Genomic DNA, 25,101 nt, shown 5'->3' with positions numbered 1-25,101 from the left:
TTCTGCAGCTTCAGGATCTCAAGCGGGGAACAGCCGTCGATTTCGATCACGGTATTATTGGAAATCTTCTTGTGCTTTGTCAGCTTCCGTTTCCGGTTCTCCTCGATCACACGCCGGACTTTGTCCATGCCTTCCACCACAAACATCCTGGCATCCCCAAGATCGTATTTCGGTCCATACCCGTTTTCATGCAGAAGTGCATTGTAAGCTGCATAAAGGGCATCAATGGTGTCCAGAAGCCCCGCAAGATGGTAGTTTAAGCTTCCCCGCCAGACAAAGGTATAACGGTTGGCGTTTGCTTCTATTTTAGTGCCATCGATAAAAAGCTCTCTGAGTGTGAGCAGGCCTTCCTTTTTCAAACGGCGCAGGAACTGGTAATTCAGTTCATCCAGGATCTCACCGGTCAGTTTTTTCCCCTTAAAATCATAAAAAGCATCCCGCCTGGGTCTCTGGCCTTTGGTCAGCCAGATGAATGCCAGGTCCCGTTCACACAGTTCCACGATCCGGTCAACGGCCCGGATGCCACGCATGTTTGCGTAGGTAACAACAGCATACAGCATGATTGGATTGTACCCGGTTCTTCCCTGGTCTGAACAACAGGCCAGCAGGCCTGAAAAATCCAATTCCTCCATTACTTTTTTCAGGGTATAGACAGGATCGTCGTCGGGTAAATGCAATTCGAAGAAGCTGAAGTTAATTTTCTGTTGCCCAAAATCAAAAAAGTCGTTATAATACCTGACTTCCGTCGTTTCTCTCAAAACATAGTACTCAGGAGTCCAGGAGGATACAGTTCTGAAAAAGATTGTTGATTTCTTTTTCAGTGAGAAACAAAGCATCAAGATTCGTTAGGCCGGTAGCTTTTTTGACTTTTTCGTTTACTGTCTGGTTTCGGGAAATATTAATATAAGAGCCATCTCCTTTATTGACAACCCGGAAGTCCCGTATGAAATCAATCAGATCATAAGAATTAATCTGATTTTTAAAAACTTTAATCTCAAGCACTCTTAAAAGAAACAAGCTAAGGTAGCAGATTAAAAAATGCCCATAGATTGTTTCTTTTTTGTGCACGTAAACCGGGCGTGCATCCAGATAAGACTTTGTGATCCGGAAGGATTCTTCGATCTTCCATAAGCTGTGGTAGGTCTGATAGATTTGGAGCGGTTCCATATCCAGCTCTGAGGTGACCATAAGGTTGTATCCTGCATACTTCAGATCCTCATTAACCTTCTCTTTATCAATTCCTATCACAGGAGTTATCTTTTTCCCGTTCTCATCTTTGTTGGTAATCTTTACATATTTTGCAGAATCTCCCAGATNAGGAACTGGTAATTCAGTTCATCCAGGATCTCACCGGTCAGTTTTTTCCCCTTAAAATCATAAAAAGCATCCCGCCTGGGTCTCTGGCCTTTGGTCAGCCAGATGAATGCCAGGTCCCGTTCACACAGTTCCACGATCCGGTCAACGGCCCGGATGCCACGCATGTTTGCGTAGGTAACAACAGCATACAGCATGATTGGATTGTACCCGGTTCTTCCCTGGTCTGAACAACAGGCCAGCAGGCCTGAAAAATCCAATTCCTCCATTACTTTTTTCAGGGTATAGACAGGATCGTCGTCGGGTAAATGCAATTCGAAGAAGCTGAAGTTAATTTTCTGTTGCCCAAAATCAAAAAAGTCGTTATAATAATCTTGTTTAAGCATAGTTCCATTATAACATGGAACGGGGAAAAGATGGTTGTCGTTAGCCATCTTTTTCTCTTTTTTATGAAAAAATTTCAGGGTCGGTTGTGACTCACATAAGTCACAGCCGGCCCTGTTTTAGACTATCTATTTCCCGACAGCCCCATAATTTTTGCGGATGACGAGATCCATGAAAATGCAGTTATTCGAAAATTTTTAATAACTGCTGCTTGTGTCTACGCCAGCTCTTTCACCACCCGGGCCGCCAGGGTCCGCGGGAGAAGAACGGATTTTCCGGTGAGGGCCTGGACCTGTTCCTTCATTTCCACGGTGTAGCCGATGCAGTCCAGGACGATGAGATCGGCGTCGGAGGGGATGCTACGGGCAGCCGCAGCCACGGTCTCTACGCCATCATAGGGAGAGGCGGCCAGGCCATAGACAGAATCGGCGCAGCCGGCCCACTTGGTCTGCATCTGGGGCAGCTGCTCTTTTACTGGAGCAATGACGGCCAGACGGTGCGGATGGATGGCAGAAACGATGGATGTCAGAATCTTACTGGGGAAGATTAACGGCACGTCTGCCTGGAATGTATCGGGAAACTCCCCGGTGCAGAGGAAGAGGATCAGGGAGACCTGGTCCTTTTCCAGCTGATCCATACAGGCCTCAAGCCTTGGCAGGATATGGGACTCTCCAAAGGAAACGGAGCTTCCATCCTTTAAGCGGGATACGAGCACATGATCGCCGGGAGACGGAGTCATGGTCTGGATCTCCTCCTTTGTCAGTCCGTCCAGTCCGCCCATCTGGATGATCTCGATGGAGTCACCGAGGATGGGAGCAATTTCAGGGATCAGATCCGTGCGCGGCGTCTGGCCAACGGTGATGGCGCCTATTTTTTTCATGGGATACCTCCTTGTGGTTCTTTATTTATGATCTTTGATTCTGGCCTTCTGGCCTGCCAGCATCATTATACCATGTCCTCCGGACATGGTACCCCTCCGGGAGATTTGAGCGCCTGGATTTTCGCGGTGAACGCGAAAACCAGATGCGCCATGGTATAATGTCTGCTTTGCAGACATTATACCATGTCCTCCAGACATGGTATCCCTCCGGGGGAATTGGGCGCCTGGTTTTCTGCGGTGAACGCAGAAACCAGATGCGCGATGGTATAATGTCTGCTTTGCAGACATTATACCATGTCCTCCAGACATGGTATCCCTCCGGGGGAATTGGGCGCCTGGTTTTCTGCGGTGAACGCAGAAACCAGATGCGCGATGGTATAATGTCTGTTTTACAGACATTATACCACAGACAGCTGCGGATTGGCATGTATACAGACAGATTTTTCTTTCTTTCCTCCCGGTCCCCAGGCCTGTTCCGGGTCTGGCGGATCCACTTTTCCCCTTTTATCATAGAATAATCTTACAGAAACGAAAAAGGGGAGATTTTATGAATGAGAACAGAAAGGTCATCATCGACGCCGGTCATGGAGGACCGGAGCCGGGAGCCGTATATAATGGAAGGAAGGAAAAAAACGATACCTTAAGACTGGCCTTTGACCTGGGAAACGCTCTGGAGCGCCGGGGGATCCAGGTATCCTACACCCGGGTGGAGGATGTATACGACACCCCCTATGAGAAGGCCGCCATGGGAAACCAATCGGGCGCAGACTTTTTTGTGTCCATCCACAGGAATGCCATGCCGGTGCCGGGAACTGGCTCGGGGATCGAAAATCTGGTGTTTTCTGCTTCCGGCACAGCCGGACTGCTGGGAAAAAACATCGGTCGGCAGCTGGCGGCTGTGGGCTGGACAGATCTGGGTGTCAAGGAGAGACCAGGCCTGGTGGTCCTACGCCGGACGAAAATGCCGGCGGTGCTGGTGGAAGCCGGATTTCTTGATAATGAAAAGGACAACGCCTTTTTTGACGCCAATCTGGCGGCCACAGCCGATGCCATCGCCGACGGCATCCTTGAGACCTTTGAGGAGCTGGAGGCCCGGGAGGACCAGGCGGCCAGCGGGGAGGTCCCTGGATTTTATATGGTGCAGACCGGGGTATTCCGGCTGCGCTCCAATGCCGAGGCCCAGCTTCAGGAGCTGAAGGACCAGGGCTTTCCAGCCTTTATGACCGTAAAGGACGGCCTTTTCTATGTGCGGGCCGGGGCGTTCCGGGAGATGGACAACGCGGTGCAGATGGAGCGCCGTCTGAGGCGGCTGGGCTACGGGACTCTGATCACAAGATCCTGAAAAAGGGCTTAAAATCCAGTGGGGAATGTGGTATGATAAAGCTGTCAGAAACAGATGTAAACACGTTGAAATTTTCATGAAAAACAACAGAAGGGGGCGCTTTTATGGAAAAACAGAATCTGATCATCACCATCGGCCGCCAGTACGGCAGCGGCGGAGCGGAAGTCGGGAAGAAGCTGGGCCAGAGGATGGGCCTGGACGTTTATGACAAAGAGATACTGAAGATGACTTCCGATGAGAGCGGGATCCGGGAAAGCTATTTTCACCTGGCCGACGAGCGGGCGGGAAAAAAGCTGCTTTATAAGATCGTCCAGTCCCTGATCCCGGAAAATACGTCCCCTTCCACAGGCTCCGACCTGGTATCCGCCGACAATCTGTTCCGGTTCCAGTCCGCGGTCATCCGGCGTCTGGCCCAGGAGGAATCCTGTATTTTCATTGGCCGCTGCGCCGACCATGTGCTGGCGGGAACCGAGCGGCTGGTGAGGATCTTCATCTACGCGGACATGGAGGCCAGGATCCAGAGGATCCGGGAAAAGGGCTATTATGAGGAACATGAGATCGCCAGAAATATCCGGCGCATGGACCGGGAACGGCGGGATTATCACCGGTATTACACAGGAAAAGAATGGGAGAACGTGGAAAACTATGATATGATGCTGAATTCCGGGGTCCTGGGTACGGACGGCTGCGTGGAATGTATTTTGTCCTACCTTAAGATCCGCGGTCTGTATCCGGCATAGGCCGGGAAGGGCGGTTTTTTTGGAGGCCGGAAAGGCCGGGCTCCGGGAAACCCGCTCTTGCAGTTTGGCCTTCCAGTTGCTATAATATCGGAAGCCATCATAGTTGGAAACAAGGAGATAGAAAACAATGGAGCATAAGAAGATAAGCGCCGTGATCTTTGATATGGACGGCGTGATCGTGGACAGCGAGTTTGTATATATGGATTACCTTCTGGAGTTTGCCAGGAAAAAGAATCCGGAGGTGACTATGGACCAGTTAAACCCCATGGTGGGCCTCAGCCGGAAGGACAGCTGGACGGTAATGAAAAATGCAGTGGACAACGGCCAGACCTGGGAGGAGCTGCGGGATGAATTTGCGGTCCTGGATATTTACAGCCAGGTGGACTATAAAAAGATCTTCCGGCCCGAGGCCTACACGACGGCCATGGAATTAAAAAAACGCGGCTACAAGGTGGCCCTGGCCTCCTCCACAGGCCCGAAGCTGATCGCCCGGATCATGGAGGAGACGGGGATGCGTCCCGTATTTGATCTGATCGTCAGCGGCGGCCAGTTTAAGCAGAGCAAGCCCAATCCGGAGATCTATCATTATACGGCCAAGACCCTGGGGATCCCGGAAGAGGAGTGCTTTGTGGTGGAGGATTCCACGGTGGGGATCCAGGCAGGAAAGGCGGCCGGGATGACCGTGGCGGCCCTGGAGGATGACCGGTTCGGCTTTGACCAGAGCCAGGCGGATATCCAGATCCGGCAGATCTCTGAGATCTTAAAATTTCTTCCGGGGACAGAAAATATAGTCCTCTGCGGAGCCAGCTCCTATGAGCAGAAGTATTATTTCAACCAGGATTTTAAGGCGCTGCCGGAGCATATAAAAAAAGAGCTGCAGATCATGTGTGTGCTGTTCACCGAGGACATCGGCGGCGTCCTGACCATGGAGTTTACGCCGGAGGGGGAGCTGGAGTTTAAGGTCCAGGCCGACGATAAGGACTATTTATTTGATGAGATCGGCAGCGGCTTAAAGATCCGCCAGTACCAGAGGGAGAAAAAGGAACTTCTGGAGTCCCTGGAGCTGTATTACCGGGTGGTATTCCTGGGAGACAGCCTGGCGGACCTGGAAACAGAGGAGGAGACGGATGCGTGATCGGAAGAATGGAATGGGAAGGCAGGCGGTCCTGGCAGCGGTCCTTGCGGGGGCCCTGTCCATGGGGACCGTATCCGCCGATGCCCTTGCCTTTAATTTTGGTCCCGGCATGGAGGACCATGAGGTGATCATATATAACGGCCAGGCGGCCAACAATCCGGCCTATGACAACGGCTGGAGCGGCGGAGCCGGTCCCGGGGAGGTGGGAAATAATCCCATGGGAAACCAGGGACAGACAGAGGAAGAGGCCCTGTCCGGCGGCCCCAACTCCGAGGCGGCGAAAAAATATCTGGAGGACCAGGAACGGTCTCTTTATATATTCAGTACCTACCGGGGAGGGACCTGGGAAAAACTGGAGGATGGAAAATGGCGGCTGATGGCGTCTGATGGGCAGCCCGTTTCCAGCCAGTGGGGCTATGTGGACGGGAAAACGTATCTGCTGGACATGTACGGGATCATGCAGACGGGCTGGCAGATGGTCAATGGAAAATGGTATTATTTAAACAGTGTGGGAGCTATGCAGACGGGCTGGCTTCTGAAGGAGGGAAAATATTATTTTCTCAATGCAGACGGCAGTATGGCTGCCGGCTGGGTCAATTCCCAGGGGATCTGGTATTATTTTGACCAGCAGACTGGCGTCATGCAGACCAATACATATGTGGATGACGGCCGTTATGTGAACGCGGAAGGAGCCCTGGTACCATGAAGCTGACGATCGGAAATGTGACCCTGGACAACAATGTGATCCTGGCTCCCATGGCAGGGGTGACGGACCTTCCCTACCGGGTGCTGTGCCGGGAGCAGGGCTGCGGTCTGGTATGTATGGAGATGGTCAGCGCCAAGGCGGTGCTTTATAAAAACAGGAATACAAAGGAGCTTCTGGAGGTGGATCCCAGGGAACGGCCCGTATCCCTTCAGCTATTCGGGTCAGATCCGGAGATCCTGTCAAAGATCGCAGGAGAGCTGGAAGAGGGGCCCTACGATATTTTCGACATCAACATGGGCTGCCCGGTCCCAAAGATCGTTAAAAATGGAGAGGGCTCGGCGTTAATGAGGAACCCGAAGCTGGTGGAGGAGATCCTTTCCGCCATGGTGCGCACCCTTAAAAAACCAGTGACGGTGAAGATCCGCAAGGGCTTTGACGATTCATCCGTCAATGCTGTGGAGATCGCGAAGATCGCCGAGGGCTGTGGTGTTTCGGCCATTGCCGTCCATGGCCGCACCAGAGAGCAGTATTATTCGGGAAGGGCGGACTGGGACATCATCCGCCAGGTCAAGGAGGCGGTATCCATTCCGGTTATTGGAAACGGAGACGTGTTCACGCCGGAGAATGCGAAGCGGATGGTGGAGGAGACCGGATGCGACGGGATCATGGTGGCCCGGGGAGCCAAAGGGAATCCCTGGATCTTCCGGGAGATCGCAGAATACCTGGAAACAGGGAGGAAGCCTCCCAGGCCGTCGGCAGATGAGCTTAAGGCCATGATCATGCGCCACGGGCAGATGATGCTGGAATTTAAAGGCGAGACAGCGGGAATGCGGGAAATGAGAAAGCATGTGGCCTGGTATACGGCCGGATATCCCAATTCTGCGGCTTTGAGAAACGATATCAATACGGTGTCCACCATGGATGAGCTGACAGCTCTGATCGGAGAACGCCTTTAAGAACAGAAAAGAAAGAACGGGAAAGGCCGCAGGCCGGTCCGGGACAGCGAAGGCTGCCGGAGCAGGCTGCGGCCTTTTTGCGGTTGCGGGGTCGGAGGCGTCAGAATTTAATGGTGCCGTTGTCCATGCCATCGAAGATCAGCTGGAAGGTGGATTTTTTTGATTCCTTCAGGTGATACAGCATTTTTTCTGCAGCCTCGTCCCAGTTTTTCTGAAGGCAGGGGCGGATGATGTCCAGATGCTCTTTGAAGGTGTCCTCCAGACGGTTATTGGAAACGTTGCCTGTCATGTAGCGGAACCGGGCATTCTGGGTGAGAATCAGGCTGTAATTGTTCTGGATGTAAACGTTGGGGCAGGATCGGACGATCATCAAATGGAAATCAGAATCCAGTTCATAAAAATAGTCGTTGTTTTTAAAGCATTCGCTGTTGGAATCGGTGTGGAGGAAAATATCGTAAAATCCATGAAGCCGTTCCACAGGGAGAAGGGAGCCGTAATTTTTCAGGATATAGGGTTCGTACATATTTCGTACTTCAAAGATCATGTTGATGTCACTGACGGTTAAAGATTTAACGATAATTCCGCGTTTGGGACGGATCTCGATCAGCCCCTCCTGCTCCAGACGGCCTAAAGCGTCCCGGATGGGCGTGCGGCTTAAGCCCAGGGCCTCCGTCAGGATCTCTTCATTTAGAAAGGTGCCGGGAGCGTATTCGCAGGTGACGATTTTCTGGCGTATCTTATTGTATGCTAAGGTTTTCAGATTTGTTTTCGGCATATGGGACTCCTTATGATGAAAAATGACACGTAAATAAGCACTGATGTATATAACAGAAGTTTACCATAGAATCGGAGAATTTTCAAGGTGCTGAAATGTTAAAAGAATAACAAAATAGAACACAGCGGAATGCACAAAACACAGAAGAATGCTTTGTTAAAATGTACAGAACAGAAGAAAATAGTCGGTTCCATATTGACATATTGGCAGAAGGTGTCTATAATCTGATGTATACAACAAAGAATACAAAATGAAACCGATGAGGTATCAACATATCATTCACAGGAGGAATGAACCATGAAAGCAATGTACATTAACGCTCCCGGCCAGGTCGAGATCAAAGACGTGGAAATGCCGGTGAGAAAAGAAGGCGAAGTTTTACTGAAGCTTCTTTACGGCGGGATCTGCGGAAGTGATCTGGGCTCCTACCGCGGGACCTTCGCATACTTCGATTATCCCAGGATCCCGGGCCATGAGTTTTCCGCAGAGGTCATCGAGGCCGACGAGAACAATGCCTATGGGATCAGGAAGGGAATGATCGTGACCTGCAACCCGTACTTCAACTGCGGCCACTGCTATTCCTGCCAGCACGGCACCGTAAACGCCTGCATGGACAACCAGACCATGGGCTGCCAGAGAGACGGCGCCTTCCAGGAGTACATAACAATGCCCATTGAGCGTGTGTACGACGGTAAGGGCATGGATGCAAAGACACTGGCAGCCATCGAGCCCTTCTGCATCAGCTACCACGGCGTGAGCCGGGCCAACGTAAAAGAGGGAGATAAGGTCCTGGTAGTGGGAGCCGGAACCATCGGCGTTCTGGCGGCCATCGCAGCCAAGGCCAAGGGCGCGTCTGTTTACATTTCCGACGTATCTGCCGGAAAGCTGGAGATGGCAAAGGACTTTGGCGTAGACGGAACACTTTTAAATGATTCTCCGGAAAACTTCGAGAAGAGAGTGAACGAGATCACAGACGGCAACGGCTTTGACGTTACCATCGAGGCGGTGGGCCTTCCGTCCACCTTCCAGAACTGCATTGACGCCTGCTGCTTTGGCGGCCGTATGGTGCTCATTGGAGTTGGAAAGAAGAACCTGGACTTCAACTTCACGCTGATCCAGAAAAAGGAGCTGAACGTTTACGGCTCCAGAAACGCATTAAAGAAGGATTTCCTGGAGCTGATCGACATTGTGAACGCTGGAAAGGCTCCTCTGGAGAAGATCATCACCAACGTATATCCCTTTGATGAGGCTGCAAAGGCCTTTGAGGATTTTGCCAACAATCCGGGAGATATGTTAAAGGTCGTATTTGATTTCTCTGCTATCGGGAAATAAATACAGCCGGGCGGGACGGATCCCGCAAAGAAAAGGAACGTGAAGGCCCTGGAGGGCTTTACACATAAACCCAAAATATGCAGCGGCCCAGGCGGCCGGCGCAGAGGGCGCAAAGAACAGCCGGACCGCTGCAAAAAGCTAAAAACGGAGGGAAAACATTATGAAACTGAGAAAGGTTATGGCCCTGACACTGGCAGGAGCAATGGCAGCAGCAACTCTTACAGCCTGCGGCGGCGGAGCAGACGAGACGACTGCGGCAGCAGCCGGAGCTGACAAGGAAACAACAGCAGCAGCTGAGGACAAGGAGACGACCGCAGCAGCAGCTGATTCCGGCAGTGCAGACGCAGAGGTAGTTCTCCAGGTCGCATTCGAGAACTCCATCACTGAGCCCGTTGGCGAGGGCTGGACAAAGGCACAGGAGATCATCAAAGAGAAATCCGGCGGAAAGATGGCCATTGAGGTTTATCCGGACTCCCAGTTAGGAGACAAGTCCTCCCTGATCGACTCCATGCTCTTAGGAGAGAATGTCTGCACACTGGCAGACGGCGCTTTCTATGCAGACTACGGCGTACCGGATTTCGGTATCGTATTCGGACCGTTCCTGTTTGATAACTGGGATCAGTGCTGGACTCTGATCGAATCCGACTGGTATAAAGAGCAGTGCGGCAAGCTGGAGGAGAAAGGTCTTAAGATCATCGCTTCCAACTGGATCTACGGCGAGAGACATACATTAACAAACGTTCCGGTGAACACAGTTGAGGACTTAAAGGGCTTAAAGATCCGCGTTCCTTCCAATGAGATCCAGTCCAAGGGCTTCGACGTTTTAGGCGCAACCTCCACAGGTATGGCTTTAGGCGATGTTTACCAGGCTCTTCAGACCAAGACCATCGACGGCGCTGAGAACCCGTTGGCAACTCTTTATGGAAGAAAGCTCCATGAGGTTGCCAAGTACCTGATCCTTGACGGACATGTAAAGAACTTCACCACATGGGTGGTTTCTGCTGACTGGTTCAACAGCTTAACAGAAGAGCAGCAGACCTGGCTCTTAGAGACCGCTTCTGAGGCCGGTGAGTACAACAACGAAGTACAGCAGGCTGCTGAGGCCGATTACCTCCAGAAGATGAAGGACGAGGGCGTTACCGTTGTGGAGCCGTCCGAAGAGGTTCTTGCAGGCTTCAAGGAAAAGGCACAGCCCTTCTATGAGATGGACTTTGGCTGGACAGATGGTCTCTATGACACTGTAAGAGCAGCCATGGGCGCAAACGAATAAGACTGACGTGAAATGATCTTCTGCGGCGGACCGTTGCGGTCTGGCCGCAGAAGCCAATATTAGGAGCAAAGGTATGGAAAAGAAACAAAATAAAATTGCTTCTGTCCTGATGAACCTGGATATCGCAGTTGCATCTGCGATCCTGGCGATCCTGATCGTCCTTACCTTCCTGGGCGTGATCTGGCGTTATATTTTCGACGCTCCCTTCACATGGCTCGAGGAGGTGCAGACTTCCTGTTTAGTATGGATCGTATTTGCAGCGGCCGGCGCCGCTTTCAGGACCGGAAACCATGTGGCCATCGAAATGATCGTGGATCTGATGCCTGCGAAGGTGCAGAAGATCATGGAATGGTTCATTTCCATCGTGGTGGTGGCAGTTGTAGGCTATCTGTTCTTCCAGAGTATCGGCTTCATCCAGGTATTCATAAAGAGCGGCCGTTCCACCAGCATGTTAAAGATTCCTTATACAGCCGTATACGGAATTGCGATTTTTTCTTACATTGATATGATCTTCAGCTATTTTTACAGCATCATTAAAGGTGTAAAATCGGAAGCAAAGGAGGCGGCAAGCAGCAATGAGTGATGTTCTTATGTTATCAGCCATCGTAATGCTGGTCCTGTTATTCCTTAAGGTTCCGGTGTATATTGCCGTTCTTGGCGGCTCCATGGTGTATTTCGTATTGAATCCCGATATCAATGCCGTGGTATTTGCCCAGCAGGCCATCATCGGTACGGAGAAGATCTCCCTTATGGCCATCCCGTTCTTTATCTGTGCGGGTATCTTCATGAACTATACGGGCGTTACAAAGCGGATCATGGACTTCTGTGAGGTTGTCACTGGCCGTCTTCCCGGCGGTCTTGCCCAGGTAAACGTTCTCCTTTCCACCGTCATGGGCGGTCTGTCCGGCTCCAATATCGCCGACGCGGCCATGGAGTCCAAAATGATGGTGCCGGAGATGACAAAGAAGGGCTTCTCCCTGGAGTTTTCCAGCGTGGTTACGGCAGCTTCCTCTATGATCACTCCGCTGATCCCCCCGGGAATCGCCATGATCCTTTACGGATGTATTGCCAACGTATCCATCGGTAAGCTGTTCATTTCCGGCTTTGGCGTAGGCGGCCTCCTCTGCATCACCATGATGATCTTAGTGGGCTTTATTTCAAAAAAACGCGGATACGGAAACCTGACCACAGAAAAGCTCACCTGGCCCCGGTTCTGGAAGGCCTTTAAGCCGGCAGTCCTGCCCTTATTGCTTCCGATAATCATCATCGGAGGTATCCGTATCGGTATCTTCACCGCAACGGAGGCCGGAGCTGTGGCGATCCTTTACGCTGCCCTTTTAGGCATCATTTACCGTGAAATGCATGTGAAGGATATGGTGCAGGGCTTAAAGGAGACCGTGTGCTCCACAGCATCCATCATGCTCATCGTATCCGCGGCATCTGTATTCTCCTGGATCCTTACCAAGGAGCGGATCCCGCAGACGCTGACCGCATGGATGTTAGCCAATATCCACAGTAAATTCGTATTCCTGATCGTTGTGAACGTGTTCCTTCTCCTTGTGGGCATGTTCATTGAAGGAAACGCTTCCATGATCATTCTGGTTCCGTTACTGGCTCCCATTGCTGCCGAGTACGGGATCAACGAGATCCAGTTTGCAATGATCTATATCTTCAACAACGCCATCGGCGCATTATCTCCGCCAATGGGCACGCTGATGTTCGTTACCTGTTCCATTACCAAGTGTAAGACGGCGGCCTTCATTAAAGAGGCAGTTCCGTTCTACATCCTGCTGGTGGTCAACCTGATGCTCCTGACATGGTTCGAGCCGTTCACCACCTTCCTGGTAAATCTGTTCTATTAATAAAGAGCCCTGCTTCCAAATGGAGGTGGCTTCACCTGCCGGATGGATGGTCATGCATTCATCCGGCAGATTTTTTAAGAAAGTCGAGGAAAGCTTTATGGAACGTTTAAATTATGAAGTGTTAAAAAAATCCGGTTATGATGGATATGTATTAAAGGATGCGCCGGAGAAGGTGCTGCAGTTCGGCGAAGGAAACTTTTTACGGGCGTTCGTGGATTACTGGTTCGATCTGGCCAACGAGAAGGCCGGCTGGAACGGAAAGTGCTGCCTGGTACAGCCCATTGCTCCAGGCCTTGCCAATATGATCAATGATCAGGAGGGCCTTTATACCCTGTATCTGCGCGGCAGTGAAAACGGCCAGAAGGTGGATGCAAAGCGCGTGATCTCCAGCGTGAGCCGCTGCTTAAACCCCTATGAAGCCGACGACTACAAAAAAATGATGGATGTGGCTGCCAGCGACGATCTGGAGATCATCGTTTCCAACACCACAGAGGCAGGCATCCAGTATGATCCTTCCTGCAAAAAGGACGACTGCCCGCCGTCCAGCTTCCCGGCAAAGCTGACCCAGGTCTTATATCACCGCTATAAAGCCGGAAAGCCGGGGATCGTGATGTTAGCCTGCGAGCTCATCGACAACAACGGAAAAGAACTGTTAAAGTGCGTGAACCAGTACATTGACCAGTGGGAGCTGGAGGACAGCTTCAGAAAATATGTGAATGAGGACTGCACCTTCTGCGGCTCCCTGGTGGACCGGATCGTACCGGGCCGTATCCGGGATGAGAAGGAAGTGGCTGAATTAGAAGAAAAGCACGGCTATGCAGATCCCCTGCTGGACGTGGGAGAGGTGTTCGGCGTATGGGTCATCGAAGGCGACGAGAAGTTAAATGATGTGCTTCCCTTTAAGAAGGCCGGACTTCTGGATAAGGTATTCGTAACACCGGATATGAGCCCCTACAAAAAGAGAAAGGTGCGTATCTTAAACGGCGCCCACACAGGCTTTGTCCTCGGCGCATACCTGGCAGGTGAAAATATCGTCCGGGACTGCATGAACGATGAGACCATCAAGGGCTTCATGAACAAGATGCTCTACGATGAGGTGATCCCGACCCTTCCGCTGGATAAGGACGATCTGATGCAGTTTGCTGCCGCCGTGGAGGACCGGTTCAATAATCCCTTTGTAAACCATGAGCTCATGAGCATTTCCTTAAATTCCACCTCCAAGTGGAAAGCCCGGAATATGCCGTCCTTCTTAGGCTACATTGAGGAAAAGGGCTGCCTGCCCCAGTGCCTGACCATGTCCCTGGCTGCTTATATCGCATTTTACAGCAATGAGATCCAGTCCCTTACGGACGCCGGACTGGTATGCAGACGCCCGGCTGGAAATGAGTATACTGTAAGCGATGACCGCTGGGCCCTGGAATTTTACTATGCCCACAGAAACGACACTCCAGAGGCTCTGGTCCATGCCGTTCTTACCAACGAACAGATGTGGGATCAGGATCTTACAAAGATCGCCGGACTGGAAGAAACCGTTACTGCCGACTTAAAGATGATCCGCACGGAAGGAGCAAAGGCTGCGTTTGCAAGCTGCCTGTAATTTGAAATATGAAGACAATAAGGATTTCTGATCTGGACAACGTGGCAGTGGCTCTCCATCCCATCGCAGAAGGCGAGGAGATCACCGCCGGAGGGATCACTGTTAAAGCTCTTATGGACATCCCCCAGGGCCATAAGATCGCCCTTCTTCCCATCAAAAAGGGTGAAAATGTGGTAAAATATGGCTTTCCTATCGGTCATGCCACCGAGGATGCTGCTCCGGGAACCTGGATGCACACCCATAACGTAAAGACCAACCTGGAAGGTGAGATGGAGTACACCTATACCCCAAGCCTCACATTCCCTGAAAAGGTGGAGCCGGAGACTTTCCAGGGCTTCCGCAGAAAGGATGGCCGCGCCGCCATCCGCAATGAGATCTGGATCATTCCCACGGTGGGCTGCGTCAACGATGTGGCCAAGAAGATGGTGCGGGACAATCAGGATCTTGTGACAGGGACCATCGACGGTCTTTACACCTTCCCCCATCCCTTCGGATGCAGCCAGACCGGCGAGGACCATGCCCAGACAAGGAAGCTTCTGGCGGCCCTGGTGCGTCATCCCAACGCGGCGGCTGTGCTGGTGCTGGGACTGGGCTGTGAAAATCTGACCCACGAGCAGTTCTTAGAGGAGCTGGGCGATTACGATAAGGACCGGGTAAAATTCCTGATCTGCCAGGAAGCCGGGGATGAGTTTTCTGAGGGCCGGGAGCTGTTAAAGCAGTGTGCGGAATATGCGTCCCAGTTTAAGAGAGAGCCCATTCCTGTAAGCGAGCTGGTCATCGGCATGAAGTGCGGCGGCTCTGACGGCTTATCCGGGATCACGGCCAATCCGGCTGTGGGCCGCTTCAGCGACATGATGGCGGCCAGAGGCGGCTCCACCGTGCTCACAGAGGTGCCGGAGATGTTTGGCGCAGAGGGCTTCTTAATGAACCGCTGCGTCAATGAAGCGGTGTTTGAAAAGGCCGTGGACATGATCAATGGCTTTAAGAATTATTTTATCAGCCATAATGAGGTGGTTTATGACAACCCCAGTCCCGGAAACCGTCAGGGCGGGATCACCACCCTGGAGGACAAGTCCTGCGGCTGTGTCCAGAAGGGCGGTACGGCTCCCATCATGGACGTGATCGGCTACGGAGATCCGGTGACAGCCAAGGGGCTCAATATGCTGTATGGACCTGGAAACGATCTGGTCTCCGCCACAGCCATGACAGCGGCAGGAGCCCATATGATCCTGTTCACCACAGGAAGGGGAACCCCCTTCGGAGCTCCGGCCCCGACTCTTAAGCTGGCCACCAACAGCCAGCTTGCGGAAAAGAAAAAGGGCTGGATCGACTTTGACGCCGGCCCCATCGCCGATGGAGAATCCATCGACGACGCTGCAAAGAGACTGCTGCAGCTGGTGATCGAAACGGCAGACGGAAAGCAGACAAAGGCCGAGGAGAAGGGATTCAGAGAGATCTCCATCTTTAAGGACGGCGTTGTACTGTAAAACGTATGGGCGGCCCCAAAAGGGGCCGCCCATACGTTCTTTTTTTAAATTCACACAGTTTTTACAATCCCTTCCTATTACAGGGAAACCTCTGTCAGTTTCTGGGTAATGCGCTCAGTGACCTCCAGATAATACAGAAGCTCTGAGTTATTTAATTCCTGGTTATCCAGTCGGTTGAGGCTATCCATGGCTTCCTGGTACTTTGAGAGGAAAGCGACATAGTCTCCCATCATTTCGGGGCTGTAACCGGAATTGGAGTACCTGTTCATGAAGGCGCAGTACTCGTCGAAAAACTGCTCATATGTATCCAGCGCCTTTTTAAATTCGGACCGGATCCCATCTGTGGCTCCGGATTCCCTGGGGAAAGCCTTCACCTGGACCGTGCCATTTATGGTCCAGGCTCCATACTCGTTCACCGTGCTGCCGTCGGGGGTTACAGTATTCGTCATACAGTATCCCTGGCTGTCGAAGAAGTAACATTCGGCTGTTCCATCGCTGTTTCCGTCGATCCACTGCCAGGCATCTGCTGGATAGCTTCCATCCTCGTTTTGGTACCACCAGCCGTGGGCATCAGATCTCCACTGTCCTCCAAAGGCGGTGAGCCCCATGGAAATTGTCATGGCCGCAGCACAGACTCCTGCGAGAGCTGTTTTCTTCATGTTCATTATGATTCCTCCTAGTATAATGGTTTTTGGTAATTCCTGGGAACGTTCCTGCCGGCAGCGTATCATGAGAGCGAGTCCAGCAGCTTCAACGCTTTTTCTATCAGACGTTTCAGCTCATCCTGCTCCCTTTTTAACGCCTTGATCCTGTTTTTTAGGGCTTTGCGCTTCACTGGGATGGAAGCGTCAATAATCCCGGATATTTCGCGGACCGGAAACCCGATCTGCTGATAGAAACGGATGTTCCGGATCCGTTCCTCTGCCGCTTGGTCATAGAGCAGGTGGCCATATTTATTTTTACCGGAGGCAGAAACCAGCCCGGCTTTTTCATATCCCTGGATGGTACGCCTGGATACTCCGGTACCGGCGCATATTTCTCGCAACGTTTTCGCTTCCACATCATTACCTCATCTTCCTTTTCAGCGTAAGACTGCACGCCGCGTGCAGTCAATGATTTGTTTTTATGAGGCAGGACCGCTTCCCGCAAAAGACTTTGTGATTTTCGCGGATAGCGGACTGGAAGATGAGAAAAACAAAAATACGCCCTGCATCAGAGCATGTATGCTCTTACAGGACGTATTTGATATGATTTTTCAGTTGAAACTGATATTTTATATACGCCGGGGCGGACTATCCCCTTAATGGATCTCCCCGCCCACTGCCCGGATATCGCATGTGTTGCGGACGGCGGCCTCAATGGCGGCCTCCAGGGCTGCGGTGATGTCTGCAATGGCCATGGACGGCGTATTGGGTTTATTGACTGCCTGGGATGCGGCGTATGGTACATGGATAAAGCCGCCGCGGACATCCGGGAATTCCTTATGGATATAATAGAGGATCCCGTACATCACATGGTTGCAGATATAGGTTCCGGCGGAGTTGGACAGACTGGACGGATATCCGGCGTCCTTGATGGCCTGGACCATGGCCTTCACGGGAAGATTGCTGAAGTACGCGGCATCCCCATCCGCAAAAACTGGCTCGTCAATGGGCTGGTTTCCTTCGTTATCGGGGATCCTGGCGTCGGTGATGTTGATGGCTACCCGCTCCGGCGTTACGCCGAACCTGCCGCCTGCCTGGCCGACGCTTATGACCATATCCGGCTGGAGTTCCTTCATCTTTTCATGGATCCTTTCAATGGATCTGCCGACTACGGTTGGGATCTGCATGGTGACGATCTCTGCCCCGGCGATCTCATTTCTGATACATTTTACGGCCTCCCAGGCCGGATTTATGGATTCGCCGCCAAACGGATCGAACCCTGTGACTAATACCTTCATGACGTTTCCCCTTTCCTGCTGTACACCCCTGTGCAGAATGGTTTGACAAACCCATTCTGTGAATGTATGATAAGTGACGGGGACCCGGTCCGGAGCCGGAAATATCCAGTGCCGGAGCCGGAGCCCCGGGCCGCGGAGCGCGGCCCTCTGATATCCTCATTATACCGAAGGCTGGAAAAATATGCAAGGAGCGAAAACATCCGATGAAGATCATTATTTCCCCCGCAAAGAAAATGGAAGAATGCAGCGATCTGTTTGAACCCGGCGGTTTCCCGGTGTTTCTGGACCGGACAAAACGGCTGCATGAACGGCTCTGCTCCATGTCAGAAGAGGAGCTTAAGGAGCTGTTTAAGGCCAACGACCGGATCACCCGGGAAAATTTTGAGCGGTACCAGGCCATGGATCTGGACCGGGCTCTGACGCCGGCCCTTCTTTCCTATGTGGGGATCCAGTACCAGTATATGGCGCCTCACCTGTTTTCCCATGACCAGTGGGAATACGTAAAAAACCATCTGCGGATCCTGAGCGGTTTTTATGGGATCCTGCGGCCCGACGACCGGGTAACGCCCTACCGCCTGGAAATGCAGGCCAGGCTGGCGGTGGATGGAAAGAAGGATCTGTACGATTTCTGGGGGAGCAGTCTGTTTGAGGAGCTGACCGGAAAGACAGAAGAGGAGACAGCGCCGGGCAGCAGCGGGAAGGCAGAAAATACGCCTGTGATCATAAATCTGGCCTCCAGGGAATACAGCAAAGCCATCGAGCTGTTCCTGACGCCGGATATCCGGTTTGTTACCTGTGTCTTTGGCGTGTTGAAGGATGGAAAAGTAAAGGTAAAGGCCACGGAGGCCAAAATGGCCAGAGGAGAGATGGTCCGTTTTCTGGCAGAAAACAATGTTACAGATGTGGAAGCAGTCAAAGAGTTTTCCGTATCCGGCTACGGGTATTCTCCGGAGCATTCGGAGGAAAACAGCTTTGTGTTCATAAAAAATCATGGAAAAGAGGAAAAATAAATGTTAAAGAGAATCGGAAGCGGAGACCCATGCTGGTGCGGGAGCGGAAAGCCCTACGGCCAGTGTCACCAGGAATTCGACAGAAGGGTGAGCAGAGCCCGGTTCATGGGCCATGAGGTGCCGTCCCACAAGATCATAAAAACGCCGGAGCAGATCCAGGGGATCCGGGAGAGCGGAAAGCTTAATGTGGCGGTGCTGGACTACGTGGCAGAGCGGATCAGGGCCGGGATCACAACGGCGGAGATCGACCAGTGGGTGTATGATTATACAACAAAGCACGGAGGGATCCCGGCTCCTCTGGGCTATGAGGGTTTCCCCAAAAGCGTCTGCACCTCCATCGACGCCCAGGTGTGCCACGGTATCCCGTCGGAGGACGTGGTCTTAAAGGAGGGCGATATCATCAACGTGGACGTGTCCACCATCCTCCACGGCTATTATTCCGATTCCTCCCGTATGTTCATGATCGGGGATGTGGGACCGGAAAAGGAGAAGCTGGTGCGCGTCACCAGGGAAGCGGTGGAAAAGGGGCTCCAGGAGGTGAAGCCATGGGGATATCTGGGAGACATGGGCCAGGCCGTCCATGACCATGTGAAAAAGCACGGCTATACAGTGGTGGAGGATGTGGGAGGCCACGGCGTGGGACTGGAATTCCATGAGGATCCCTTTGTCAGCTATGTGACCCGCAGGGGAACGGAAATGCTTATGGCTCCGGGCATGATCTTTACCATTGAACCCATGGTCAATATGGGCGGCGACGAGATCTTTGTGGACGATGGAAACGGCTGGACCATTTATACGGAGGATGGGAAGCCGTCGGCCCAGTGGGAGATCATGGTGCTGGTGACCGAGGACGGTCATGAGGTGCTGGCCTGGTAAAGAAAATGGGAAAATAGTAACTCTATTTCAAAAAAATAGATAAAATGTGTAAATTTTTCTTGTGATACCTCGGAAGGTTTAGTATAATAGAGTCAGATATCTGAACGGCTATGTGCGTGAAACCCATAAAAAGGAGGCAGATCTATGGAGCTGAAGTACGAGAAAATTTATGCACCCGGAACGGACGTTGGCTTAAAGGTCACGAAAGGCCATTTTGCCACCAACCATGCCCACACCAATTATTATATCGATCTGACGACCATCAAGAGCCGCGTCAGTGAGGCCCAGGAGATCGCCAGGGCACTGGTACATATGTACCTGTATGACATGGTCGTGGATACCATCGTATGCATGGAAGGAACAGAGGTCATCGGAACGCTTCTGGCAGAGGAGCTGACAAAGGGCGGCTTCCTGTCCCTGAACGCCCATAAGACCATTTATATCATCAAGCCCGAATTCAACAGCAACAGCCAGATCATGTTCAAGGATAATTTCCGTCCCATGTTAAACGGGAAGAATGTGATCCTTCTGACTGCCACCGTGACCACGGGTCTTACCATCAACAAGGGCATCGAGGGAATCCAGTATTACGGCGGCATCATCCAGAGCGTATCGGCAGTGTTCAGCGCCCTGGACGAGATGAACGGGATCCCCATCAAATCCGTATTCGGAAAGCGGGAGCTGCCGGATTATATGTTCAGCGATTACCGCAACTGTCCGATCTGCAAGGAAGGAAAGAAGCTGGATGCGCTGATCAATCCATACGGATATTCAAAACTGTAAACGGGAAAACGAAAAACGGCGTCCTGCGGCTGTCTCTGGACGCCTTTTTTATGCCATAGGAAAAAGCGGCCGGCAGCCGGTCCTTCCGGGGTCCCCATTCCGTGAGAGAAAGCCGTACCATAAGAGAAAGGATAACAGAACATGGAATTAAATAAAAATATGATGCAGAAGACGGTCCTGGCCCTGGTGCTGCTTGCAGTGGCAGCGCTTTCGGCTTTTGTAGTATCGGAAAGAGTATCTGCGCCGGAATACCATAAGGCCTCCATGGAGGCCCTGGAGGAAAAGAAGATCACGGTCATGGAGATGACGGCGGCTGTGGCGGCCAGCTCCATCGCTGTGGCAGCCATTCCGGGGGATGCCACGACTCCCCTGGCGGACCAGATCGCAGAGCTTGGGAGCTATCTGATGATCGCCGCGGGGGCTGTGATGCTGGAGAAGTTCCTTTTGGCCATTACGGGCCATGCGGCCTTTTCTCTTCTGATCCCGGCTGCCTGCGTCCTGGGGATCCTGGGAATGTTTTTATCCTCCGGTGTTTTAAAACGTTTAGCCCTGCGCCTTGCTGTGACCGGCCTCGCCATATTTATGGTGATCCCCGCGAGCTTAAAGGTCAGCAGTCTGATCGAGGAGGCCTTTGAGGTCAGCCAGACCATTGAGGAGGCGGAAAAAGCCGCAGGAGCGGTGGAAGAGGAAGCGGCGGAGGCATCCGGAGAGGAAAAGGGACTGTCCGGCTGGATCTTAGGGGTAGGAGAGAAGCTCAATGGAGCAGTGGATCAGGCCAAAAAGGCGCTGGGCCGCTTTGTGGATGCAGTGGCGGTCCTGATCATCATTAACTGTGTGATACCGGTGCTGGTGCTGTGGTTCTTCCTCTGGCTTATAAAAACGGCGTTCAGCGTGGACATCCATGTGCCGGCAGACCGGTTCCTGCCGGGAAGATGACCGAAGGCCGGAGCACTGTGACTCTGCCGGGAAGACGACCGGCCGCCTGGCCCCGCAGCGGGGCGCACGGTTTCGCCGTACCATAACCAAGATTTATGGAAAATATGAAAATAAAGCACTTGCAATTTCAGATGAAATTTGTATAATATAAACTAACATTAAGGGAAGGAGACGCAGATACAATGATGATGGAACTGGTACTAATCGCAGTCGTGATCCGAATTATTGGCAGCATTATCGTCGTGGACGGGAATGCTTATTTGCGTTATGCTGAAACTTAAGGGATCTGACGGCAGTATACTCAAAGAAATTTGGGATAGAGAGAAACCTTACAGCACGACGCTGTAAGGTTTTTTTGTATCATGGGAAAGTACATCCTATGATATAAAAAACGCTTTCTGCGGGGACCGCCGTGCGGCGGAAGGGAAATTTTCTGTGGAGGCGGCCCGGAAGATCTGTTTCCATCAACCAGACAAGGGGAAGATTTTATGAAAATGAATGGTGCACGGATCCTGGTGGAGGAGCTGATCCATCAGGGAGTGGAAGTGATATTTGGATATCCGGGCGGCGCGGTCTTAAATATTTATGATGAGCTCTACCTGGCATCAGACCGGATCCGCCATGTATTATCGGCCCATGAACAGGGAGCGGCCCATGCGGCCGACGGCTATGCCAGGGCCAGCGGGAAAACAGGAGTGGTCCTGGCCACCAGCGGGCCCGGAGCCACCAACCTGGTGACCGGCATTGCCAACGCATACCTGGATTCAGTGCCCATGGTAGCCATCACAGGAAACGTGGCAGTCAGCAGCCTGGGGAAGGACTCCTTCCAGGAGGTGGATATCGTGGGGATCACCCAGCCCATCGTGAAGCACAATTTCATGGTGCGGGATATTAAGGATCTCCAGAGGACGATCCAGGAGGCCTTTGAGATCGCCAATGACGGGAGGAAGGGGCCGGTGCTCATCGATATCCCAAAAAACGTCCAGGCGGCGGAGTGGGAATACGATCCGGATATGAAGGCACCTTCTGTGAAGAAGGAGAGAAAGACCAGCATCAGCAGCCTGGACGAGCTGCTGGAAATGGTAAAGAAAGCAAAGCGGCCGTTTATTTATGCGGGCGGCGGCGTGATCGCCTCGGGTGCTGAAAAAGAAGTCCTGGAGCTTTCAAGGCGGTTAGATGCGGCAGTGGGACTCAGCATGATGGGCCTTACCTCAGTGCCGGCCTCTTATCCGCTGAACCTGGGCATGTGCGGCATGCACGGACAGTACGCCTCCATCATGGCCCAGTCCCAGTGCGATCTGCTGTTTGCTGTGGGCGTGCGGTTTTCGGACCGGGCCACCGGCGACCTGAATGAATATACCAGTAAATGCATGACGGTCCATATCGATATCGACCGGGCGGAGATCGGAAAGAATGTGAGTCCCGATATCAGCATGTGGGGAGATGTGAAGATGATCCTTCAAAGGATCCTGGATGTGCTCCCCCAGTGTGAGCATCCGGACTGGCTCCGCCAGATCGAAGAGTATAAGAGCGCGGAGGTCCTGCCGCCTGCAAAAGGCTTCAGTCCCAGGGCGATCATTGAAGAGGTGAACCGCCACGGGGACGCGGACACGGTGGTGGCCACCGACGTGGGACAGCACCAGATGTGGACCATGCAGTTCTATAAATTTGAAAAGCCCCAGAGGCTTCTGACCTCCGGCGGCCTGGGGACCATGGGCTACGGCCTGGGAGCTGCCATCGGAGGCTGCATCGCCAACGGAAGAAAGCGGACGGTGCTTTTTACCGGGGATGGAAGCTTCGGGATGAATTTAAACGAAATGGCCACGGCGGTGAGCCAGAACCTGCCCCTGACCATTGTGGTGATGAACAACGATGTTTTAGGCATGGTGAGACAGTGGCAGACGATCTTTTACGATTGCCATTACTCCCATACCACCCTGGACCGGAGGACGGATTTCCCGGCCCTGGCAGCAGCCTTCGGGGCAAAAGGAGTTTCTGCCCATACCATGGAGGAGCTGAAGAAAGCCCTGGACGAGGCGGATCAGAGCGACGGACCGGTGCTCATCGACTGCCATATCGGTATGGACGAAAAGGTGCTCCCCATGATCCCGCCGGGCCGGTCGGCCAGAGACATGATAGTGAAAGGATAAGCCTATGGAAGAGAGATTTGCCGTTGGCCTGATCGTCAACAACCGCTTTGGTGTCCTGGACCGGATCGCCGGACTTTACGCCAAGCGCTGCTATAACATCGACGCCATTTCCGCCGGACCTACAGAGAACCCGGAATACACCCGGCTCACCATCGTGTCCACGGGAGATGAGTATATGAAGGACCAGGTGGTACGCCAGCTTTATAAGCTTTATGATGTGAAGACTGTGGCCCTTCTGGAACAGGAGCATACATTATTTGCCCAGCATATGTTTGTAAAGATGCATCTGACCGGAACGGAGCGCGGCTCCTCCAAGCACCAGGTGCTGGAGCTGATCAATGAATACGGAGGGAAGGTGGTGGACTTTGGAGAAGAGCACCTGACTGCCGAGATCACAGGGACCAAGGAAAAGGTGGATTCCTTCGTGGAGAAGATCCGCAAGTTTGGGATCCTGGAGTTAAGCAGCTCCGGAGATATCGCCATTGGGATCGGCTGGGACAATACCTTAAGCGTCGCTCCCAGGGAGGCGGAGGAAGATCAGCCGGAACCGTAAGCGCGGATGAAAAAGGCTTTAACCAAATTTTATATATAAAAAAGGAGAAAAAACTATGGCTACAATGTATTATGAGAGAGACTGCAATTTATCACTTCTGGATGGAAAGAAGATCGCTGTGATCGGATACGGTTCCCAGGGGCATGCCCATGCGCTGAACTTAAGGGATTCCGGCTGTGACGTGGTGGTGGGTCTGTATGAGGGCTCTAAATCTGCCGTACAGGCAAAAGAGGACGGCTTTACTGTAATGAATACCGCTGACGCCGTAAAGGCCTCCGATATCATCATGATCCTGGTAAACGATGAAAAGCAGGCGGTTCTTTATAAAAACGATATCAGGGAAAATCTGACCGACGGAAAGACCCTGTGCTTTGCCCATGGTTTTAATATCCACTTTAAACAGATCATCCCGCCGGCCGGCGTGAACGTGATCATGATCGCTCCCAAGGGTCCGGGCCACACCGTCCGTTCCCAGTATGTGGCTGGAAAGGGCGTGCCCTGCCTGGTGGCCGTGGAGCAGGATCCCTCCGGAAATTCCATGGAGGTGGCAAAGGCCTATGCGGCAGGCATCGGCGGAGCCAGAGGCGGGATCTTAGAGACTACATTTAAAGAAGAGACAGAAACCGACCTCTTCGGTGAGCAGGCAGTCCTCTGCGGCGGCGTATGCGCCTTGATGGAGGCTGGCTTCAATACGCTGGTGGAGGCCGGATATAAGCCGGAGAACGCATATTTTGAGTGTATCCATGAGATGAAGCTGATCGTAGATCTGATCTTCAACGCCGGATTTGAGGGAATGCGCTATTCCATCTCCGATACGGCTGAGTACGGCGACTACATGACCGGAAAGCGGATCATCACCGATTCCGTAAAGGCAGAGATGAAGCAGGTGCTCACAGAGATCCAGGACGGCACCTTTGCCAAGAACTGGATCCTGGAAAACCAGGTAGGCCGCACCATGTTCAACGCAGCCAGAGCCGCTCATGCGGACACGCTGGCAGCAAAGACCGGCCGCGAGTTAAGGGCCAAGATGGGCTGGAAGCAGGCCCAGAACTTAGACGAGGCAAAATAATC

24 protein-coding genes and 3 pseudogenes are annotated in these 25,101 nt (G+C 52.4%); 19 read left to right on the top strand and 8 right to left on the bottom strand.

All coding sequences use genetic code 11. The annotated features are described in order from the left end of the window. The 4 genes and pseudogenes from OCV69_RS12330 to OCV69_RS12315 form a co-directional block, all read right to left on the bottom strand. A partial coding sequence (locus OCV69_RS12330) for a transposase (RefSeq protein WP_158360320.1) occupies window positions 1-758 on the bottom strand: 758 nt, incomplete at its 3' end. Between the two features lie 10 nt (window positions 759-768). Next, window positions 769-1,314, bottom strand: a pseudogene (locus tag OCV69_RS12325) (IS1634 family transposase); the annotation flags it as partial. A gap of 5 nt (window positions 1,315-1,319) precedes the next feature. Next, window positions 1,320-1,700: pseudogene (locus OCV69_RS12320) on the bottom strand (transposase); the annotation flags it as partial. Window positions 1,701-1,915: 215 nt separating this feature from the next. Then, entirely contained in the window at window positions 1,916-2,578 is a 663-nt protein-coding gene (locus OCV69_RS12315) for an AroM family protein (protein WP_158359439.1), read from the bottom strand. 547 nt (window positions 2,579-3,125) lie between these two features. Between OCV69_RS12315 and OCV69_RS12310 the strand changes: the two genes are divergently transcribed. The 6 genes and pseudogenes from OCV69_RS12310 (at window position 3,126) to dusB (ending at window position 7,457) form a co-directional block, all read left to right on the top strand. Further along, window positions 3,126-3,920: an N-acetylmuramoyl-L-alanine amidase gene (locus OCV69_RS12310; protein WP_158359440.1), complete on the top strand. Its 795-nt coding sequence runs from the start codon at window positions 3,126-3,128 to the stop codon at window positions 3,918-3,920. Between the two features lie 104 nt (window positions 3,921-4,024). Further along, entirely contained in the window at window positions 4,025-4,660 is a 636-nt protein-coding gene (locus tag OCV69_RS12305; protein ID WP_158359442.1) for a cytidylate kinase-like family protein, read from the top strand. Window positions 4,661-4,787: 127 nt separating this feature from the next. Next, window positions 4,788-5,345: pseudogene (locus OCV69_RS17030) on the top strand (HAD family hydrolase); the annotation flags it as partial. 72 nt (window positions 5,346-5,417) lie between these two features. Continuing rightward, window positions 5,418-5,795, top strand: a complete 378-nt coding sequence (locus OCV69_RS17025; RefSeq protein ID WP_262563125.1) for a DUF6145 family protein — start codon at window positions 5,418-5,420, stop codon at window positions 5,793-5,795. Next, the gene (locus tag OCV69_RS12290; RefSeq protein ID WP_158359444.1) at window positions 5,788-6,501 is read left to right on the top strand and encodes a hypothetical protein; all 714 of its coding nucleotides are present in this window, start codon (window positions 5,788-5,790) and stop codon (window positions 6,499-6,501) included. Before OCV69_RS17025 ends, OCV69_RS12290 begins: the two co-directional genes overlap by 8 nt. Beyond that, on the top strand, window positions 6,498-7,457 hold the full coding sequence (gene dusB, locus OCV69_RS12285) for a tRNA dihydrouridine synthase DusB (protein WP_158359445.1): 960 nt from the start codon (window positions 6,498-6,500) through the stop codon (window positions 7,455-7,457). Before OCV69_RS12290 ends, dusB begins: the two co-directional genes overlap by 4 nt. Window positions 7,458-7,557: 100 nt before the next feature. On the opposite strand, the gene OCV69_RS12280 is transcribed toward dusB, so the two are convergent. Next, window positions 7,558-8,232, bottom strand: a complete 675-nt coding sequence (locus OCV69_RS12280; protein ID WP_158359447.1) for a GntR family transcriptional regulator — start codon at window positions 8,230-8,232, stop codon at window positions 7,558-7,560. A 297-nt stretch (window positions 8,233-8,529) separates the two neighbouring features. Between OCV69_RS12280 and OCV69_RS12275 the strand changes: the two genes are divergently transcribed. The 6 genes from OCV69_RS12275 to OCV69_RS12250 all read left to right on the top strand — a co-directional run bounded on the left by OCV69_RS12275 (window position 8,530) and on the right by OCV69_RS12250 (window position 15,780). After that, a complete protein-coding gene (locus OCV69_RS12275) occupies window positions 8,530-9,564 on the top strand; it encodes a zinc-binding alcohol dehydrogenase family protein (RefSeq protein WP_158359449.1) in 1,035 nt (344 codons plus the stop codon). Between the two features lie 160 nt (window positions 9,565-9,724). Beyond that, window positions 9,725-10,834, top strand: a complete 1,110-nt coding sequence (locus OCV69_RS12270) for a C4-dicarboxylate TRAP transporter substrate-binding protein (protein WP_022273251.1) — start codon at window positions 9,725-9,727, stop codon at window positions 10,832-10,834. A gap of 73 nt (window positions 10,835-10,907) precedes the next feature. Further along, complete coding sequence (locus OCV69_RS12265) at window positions 10,908-11,417, top strand: TRAP transporter small permease (protein ID WP_022273250.1); 510 nt, start codon at window positions 10,908-10,910, stop codon at window positions 11,415-11,417. Beyond that, window positions 11,410-12,696 carry a TRAP transporter large permease gene (locus OCV69_RS12260; protein WP_022273249.1) on the top strand — a complete coding sequence of 429 codons (1,287 nt, stop codon included), beginning with the start codon at window positions 11,410-11,412 and terminating at the stop codon, window positions 12,694-12,696. The genes OCV69_RS12265 and OCV69_RS12260 overlap by 8 nt, the downstream gene beginning before the upstream one ends. A gap of 97 nt (window positions 12,697-12,793) precedes the next feature. Next, window positions 12,794-14,293 carry a tagaturonate reductase gene (locus OCV69_RS12255; protein ID WP_158359450.1) on the top strand — a complete coding sequence of 500 codons (1,500 nt, stop codon included), beginning with the start codon at window positions 12,794-12,796 and terminating at the stop codon, window positions 14,291-14,293. A gap of 8 nt (window positions 14,294-14,301) precedes the next feature. Continuing rightward, on the top strand, window positions 14,302-15,780 hold the full coding sequence (locus OCV69_RS12250) for a UxaA family hydrolase (RefSeq protein WP_022273247.1): 1,479 nt from the start codon (window positions 14,302-14,304) through the stop codon (window positions 15,778-15,780). A 77-nt stretch (window positions 15,781-15,857) separates the two neighbouring features. Here OCV69_RS12250 and OCV69_RS12245 read toward each other — a convergent pair whose 3' ends face one another. The 3 genes from OCV69_RS12245 to pcp form a co-directional block, all read right to left on the bottom strand. Continuing rightward, window positions 15,858-16,445, bottom strand: a complete 588-nt coding sequence (locus OCV69_RS12245) for a DUF6591 domain-containing protein (RefSeq protein ID WP_158359452.1) — start codon at window positions 16,443-16,445, stop codon at window positions 15,858-15,860. Between the two features lie 62 nt (window positions 16,446-16,507). Beyond that, window positions 16,508-16,840, bottom strand: coding sequence for a MerR family transcriptional regulator (locus OCV69_RS12240; RefSeq protein WP_158359454.1), 333 nt, complete (start codon window positions 16,838-16,840; stop codon window positions 16,508-16,510). Window positions 16,841-17,080: 240 nt separating this feature from the next. Next, on the bottom strand, window positions 17,081-17,722 hold the full coding sequence (pcp, locus tag OCV69_RS12235; protein WP_022273239.1) for a pyroglutamyl-peptidase I: 642 nt from the start codon (window positions 17,720-17,722) through the stop codon (window positions 17,081-17,083). Between the two features lie 203 nt (window positions 17,723-17,925). Between pcp and yaaA the strand changes: the two genes are divergently transcribed. From yaaA to ilvC, 7 genes are all read left to right on the top strand, one after another. Further along, window positions 17,926-18,732 carry a peroxide stress protein YaaA gene (yaaA, locus tag OCV69_RS12230; protein WP_158359456.1) on the top strand — a complete coding sequence of 269 codons (807 nt, stop codon included), beginning with the start codon at window positions 17,926-17,928 and terminating at the stop codon, window positions 18,730-18,732. Continuing rightward, a complete protein-coding gene (locus OCV69_RS12225) occupies window positions 18,733-19,608 on the top strand; it encodes a methionyl aminopeptidase (RefSeq protein WP_158359458.1) in 876 nt (291 codons plus the stop codon). Window positions 19,609-19,752: 144 nt separating this feature from the next. Then, complete coding sequence (locus OCV69_RS12220) at window positions 19,753-20,391, top strand: type I phosphoribosyltransferase (RefSeq protein WP_022273236.1); 639 nt, start codon at window positions 19,753-19,755, stop codon at window positions 20,389-20,391. Between the two features lie 141 nt (window positions 20,392-20,532). Continuing rightward, window positions 20,533-21,327, top strand: coding sequence for a hypothetical protein (locus tag OCV69_RS12215; protein WP_022273235.1), 795 nt, complete (start codon window positions 20,533-20,535; stop codon window positions 21,325-21,327). A 488-nt stretch (window positions 21,328-21,815) separates the two neighbouring features. Further along, window positions 21,816-23,477 (top strand): biosynthetic-type acetolactate synthase large subunit, encoded by a 1,662-nt coding sequence (ilvB, locus tag OCV69_RS12210; RefSeq protein WP_158359459.1) that lies wholly within the window; start codon window positions 21,816-21,818, stop codon window positions 23,475-23,477. A 4-nt stretch (window positions 23,478-23,481) separates the two neighbouring features. Then, complete coding sequence (gene ilvN / locus OCV69_RS12205) at window positions 23,482-24,030, top strand: acetolactate synthase small subunit (protein ID WP_022273232.1); 549 nt, start codon at window positions 23,482-23,484, stop codon at window positions 24,028-24,030. A 55-nt stretch (window positions 24,031-24,085) separates the two neighbouring features. Beyond that, a complete protein-coding gene (gene ilvC, locus OCV69_RS12200; RefSeq protein WP_022273231.1) occupies window positions 24,086-25,099 on the top strand; it encodes a ketol-acid reductoisomerase in 1,014 nt (337 codons plus the stop codon). Window positions 25,100-25,101: the final 2 nt, after the last annotated feature.

The organism is Alitiscatomonas aceti, assembly GCF_025567195.1.
GTDB lineage: Bacteria > Bacillota > Clostridia > Lachnospirales > Lachnospiraceae > Alitiscatomonas > Alitiscatomonas aceti.
This window is presented reverse-complemented; position numbering and strand designations above follow the sequence as displayed.

What these genes read in the sequence shown, in the direction of transcription:
- OCV69_RS12270 (WP_022273251.1), top strand. Translation starts at nt 9,725, where the DNA reads ATGAAACTGAGAAAGGTTATGGCCCTGACACTGGCAGGAGCAATGGCA.
- OCV69_RS12290 (WP_158359444.1), top strand. Translation starts at nt 5,788, where the DNA reads ATGCGTGATCGGAAGAATGGAATGGGAAGGCAGGCGGTCCTGGCAGCG.
- pcp (WP_022273239.1), bottom strand. Translation starts at nt 17,722, where the DNA reads ATGAAGGTATTAGTCACAGGGTTCGATCCGTTTGGCGGCGAATCCATA.
- ilvB (WP_158359459.1), top strand. Translation starts at nt 21,816, where the DNA reads ATGAAAATGAATGGTGCACGGATCCTGGTGGAGGAGCTGATCCATCAG.
- OCV69_RS12245 (WP_158359452.1), bottom strand. Translation starts at nt 16,445, where the DNA reads ATGAACATGAAGAAAACAGCTCTCGCAGGAGTCTGTGCTGCGGCCATG.
- OCV69_RS12225 (WP_158359458.1), top strand. Translation starts at nt 18,733, where the DNA reads ATGTTAAAGAGAATCGGAAGCGGAGACCCATGCTGGTGCGGGAGCGGA.
- OCV69_RS12250 (WP_022273247.1), top strand. Translation starts at nt 14,302, where the DNA reads ATGAAGACAATAAGGATTTCTGATCTGGACAACGTGGCAGTGGCTCTC.
- OCV69_RS12275 (WP_158359449.1), top strand. Translation starts at nt 8,530, where the DNA reads ATGAAAGCAATGTACATTAACGCTCCCGGCCAGGTCGAGATCAAAGAC.
- OCV69_RS12260 (WP_022273249.1), top strand. Translation starts at nt 11,410, where the DNA reads ATGAGTGATGTTCTTATGTTATCAGCCATCGTAATGCTGGTCCTGTTA.
- OCV69_RS12215 (WP_022273235.1), top strand. Translation starts at nt 20,533, where the DNA reads ATGGAATTAAATAAAAATATGATGCAGAAGACGGTCCTGGCCCTGGTG.
- yaaA (WP_158359456.1), top strand. Translation starts at nt 17,926, where the DNA reads ATGAAGATCATTATTTCCCCCGCAAAGAAAATGGAAGAATGCAGCGAT.
- ilvC (WP_022273231.1), top strand. Translation starts at nt 24,086, where the DNA reads ATGGCTACAATGTATTATGAGAGAGACTGCAATTTATCACTTCTGGAT.
- OCV69_RS12220 (WP_022273236.1), top strand. Translation starts at nt 19,753, where the DNA reads ATGGAGCTGAAGTACGAGAAAATTTATGCACCCGGAACGGACGTTGGC.
- OCV69_RS12255 (WP_158359450.1), top strand. Translation starts at nt 12,794, where the DNA reads ATGGAACGTTTAAATTATGAAGTGTTAAAAAAATCCGGTTATGATGGA.
- ilvN (WP_022273232.1), top strand. Translation starts at nt 23,482, where the DNA reads ATGGAAGAGAGATTTGCCGTTGGCCTGATCGTCAACAACCGCTTTGGT.
- dusB (WP_158359445.1), top strand. Translation starts at nt 6,498, where the DNA reads ATGAAGCTGACGATCGGAAATGTGACCCTGGACAACAATGTGATCCTG.
- OCV69_RS12280 (WP_158359447.1), bottom strand. Translation starts at nt 8,232, where the DNA reads ATGCCGAAAACAAATCTGAAAACCTTAGCATACAATAAGATACGCCAG.
- OCV69_RS12305 (WP_158359442.1), top strand. Translation starts at nt 4,025, where the DNA reads ATGGAAAAACAGAATCTGATCATCACCATCGGCCGCCAGTACGGCAGC.
- OCV69_RS12310 (WP_158359440.1), top strand. Translation starts at nt 3,126, where the DNA reads ATGAATGAGAACAGAAAGGTCATCATCGACGCCGGTCATGGAGGACCG.
- OCV69_RS12315 (WP_158359439.1), bottom strand. Translation starts at nt 2,578, where the DNA reads ATGAAAAAAATAGGCGCCATCACCGTTGGCCAGACGCCGCGCACGGAT.
- OCV69_RS12265 (WP_022273250.1), top strand. Translation starts at nt 10,908, where the DNA reads ATGGAAAAGAAACAAAATAAAATTGCTTCTGTCCTGATGAACCTGGAT.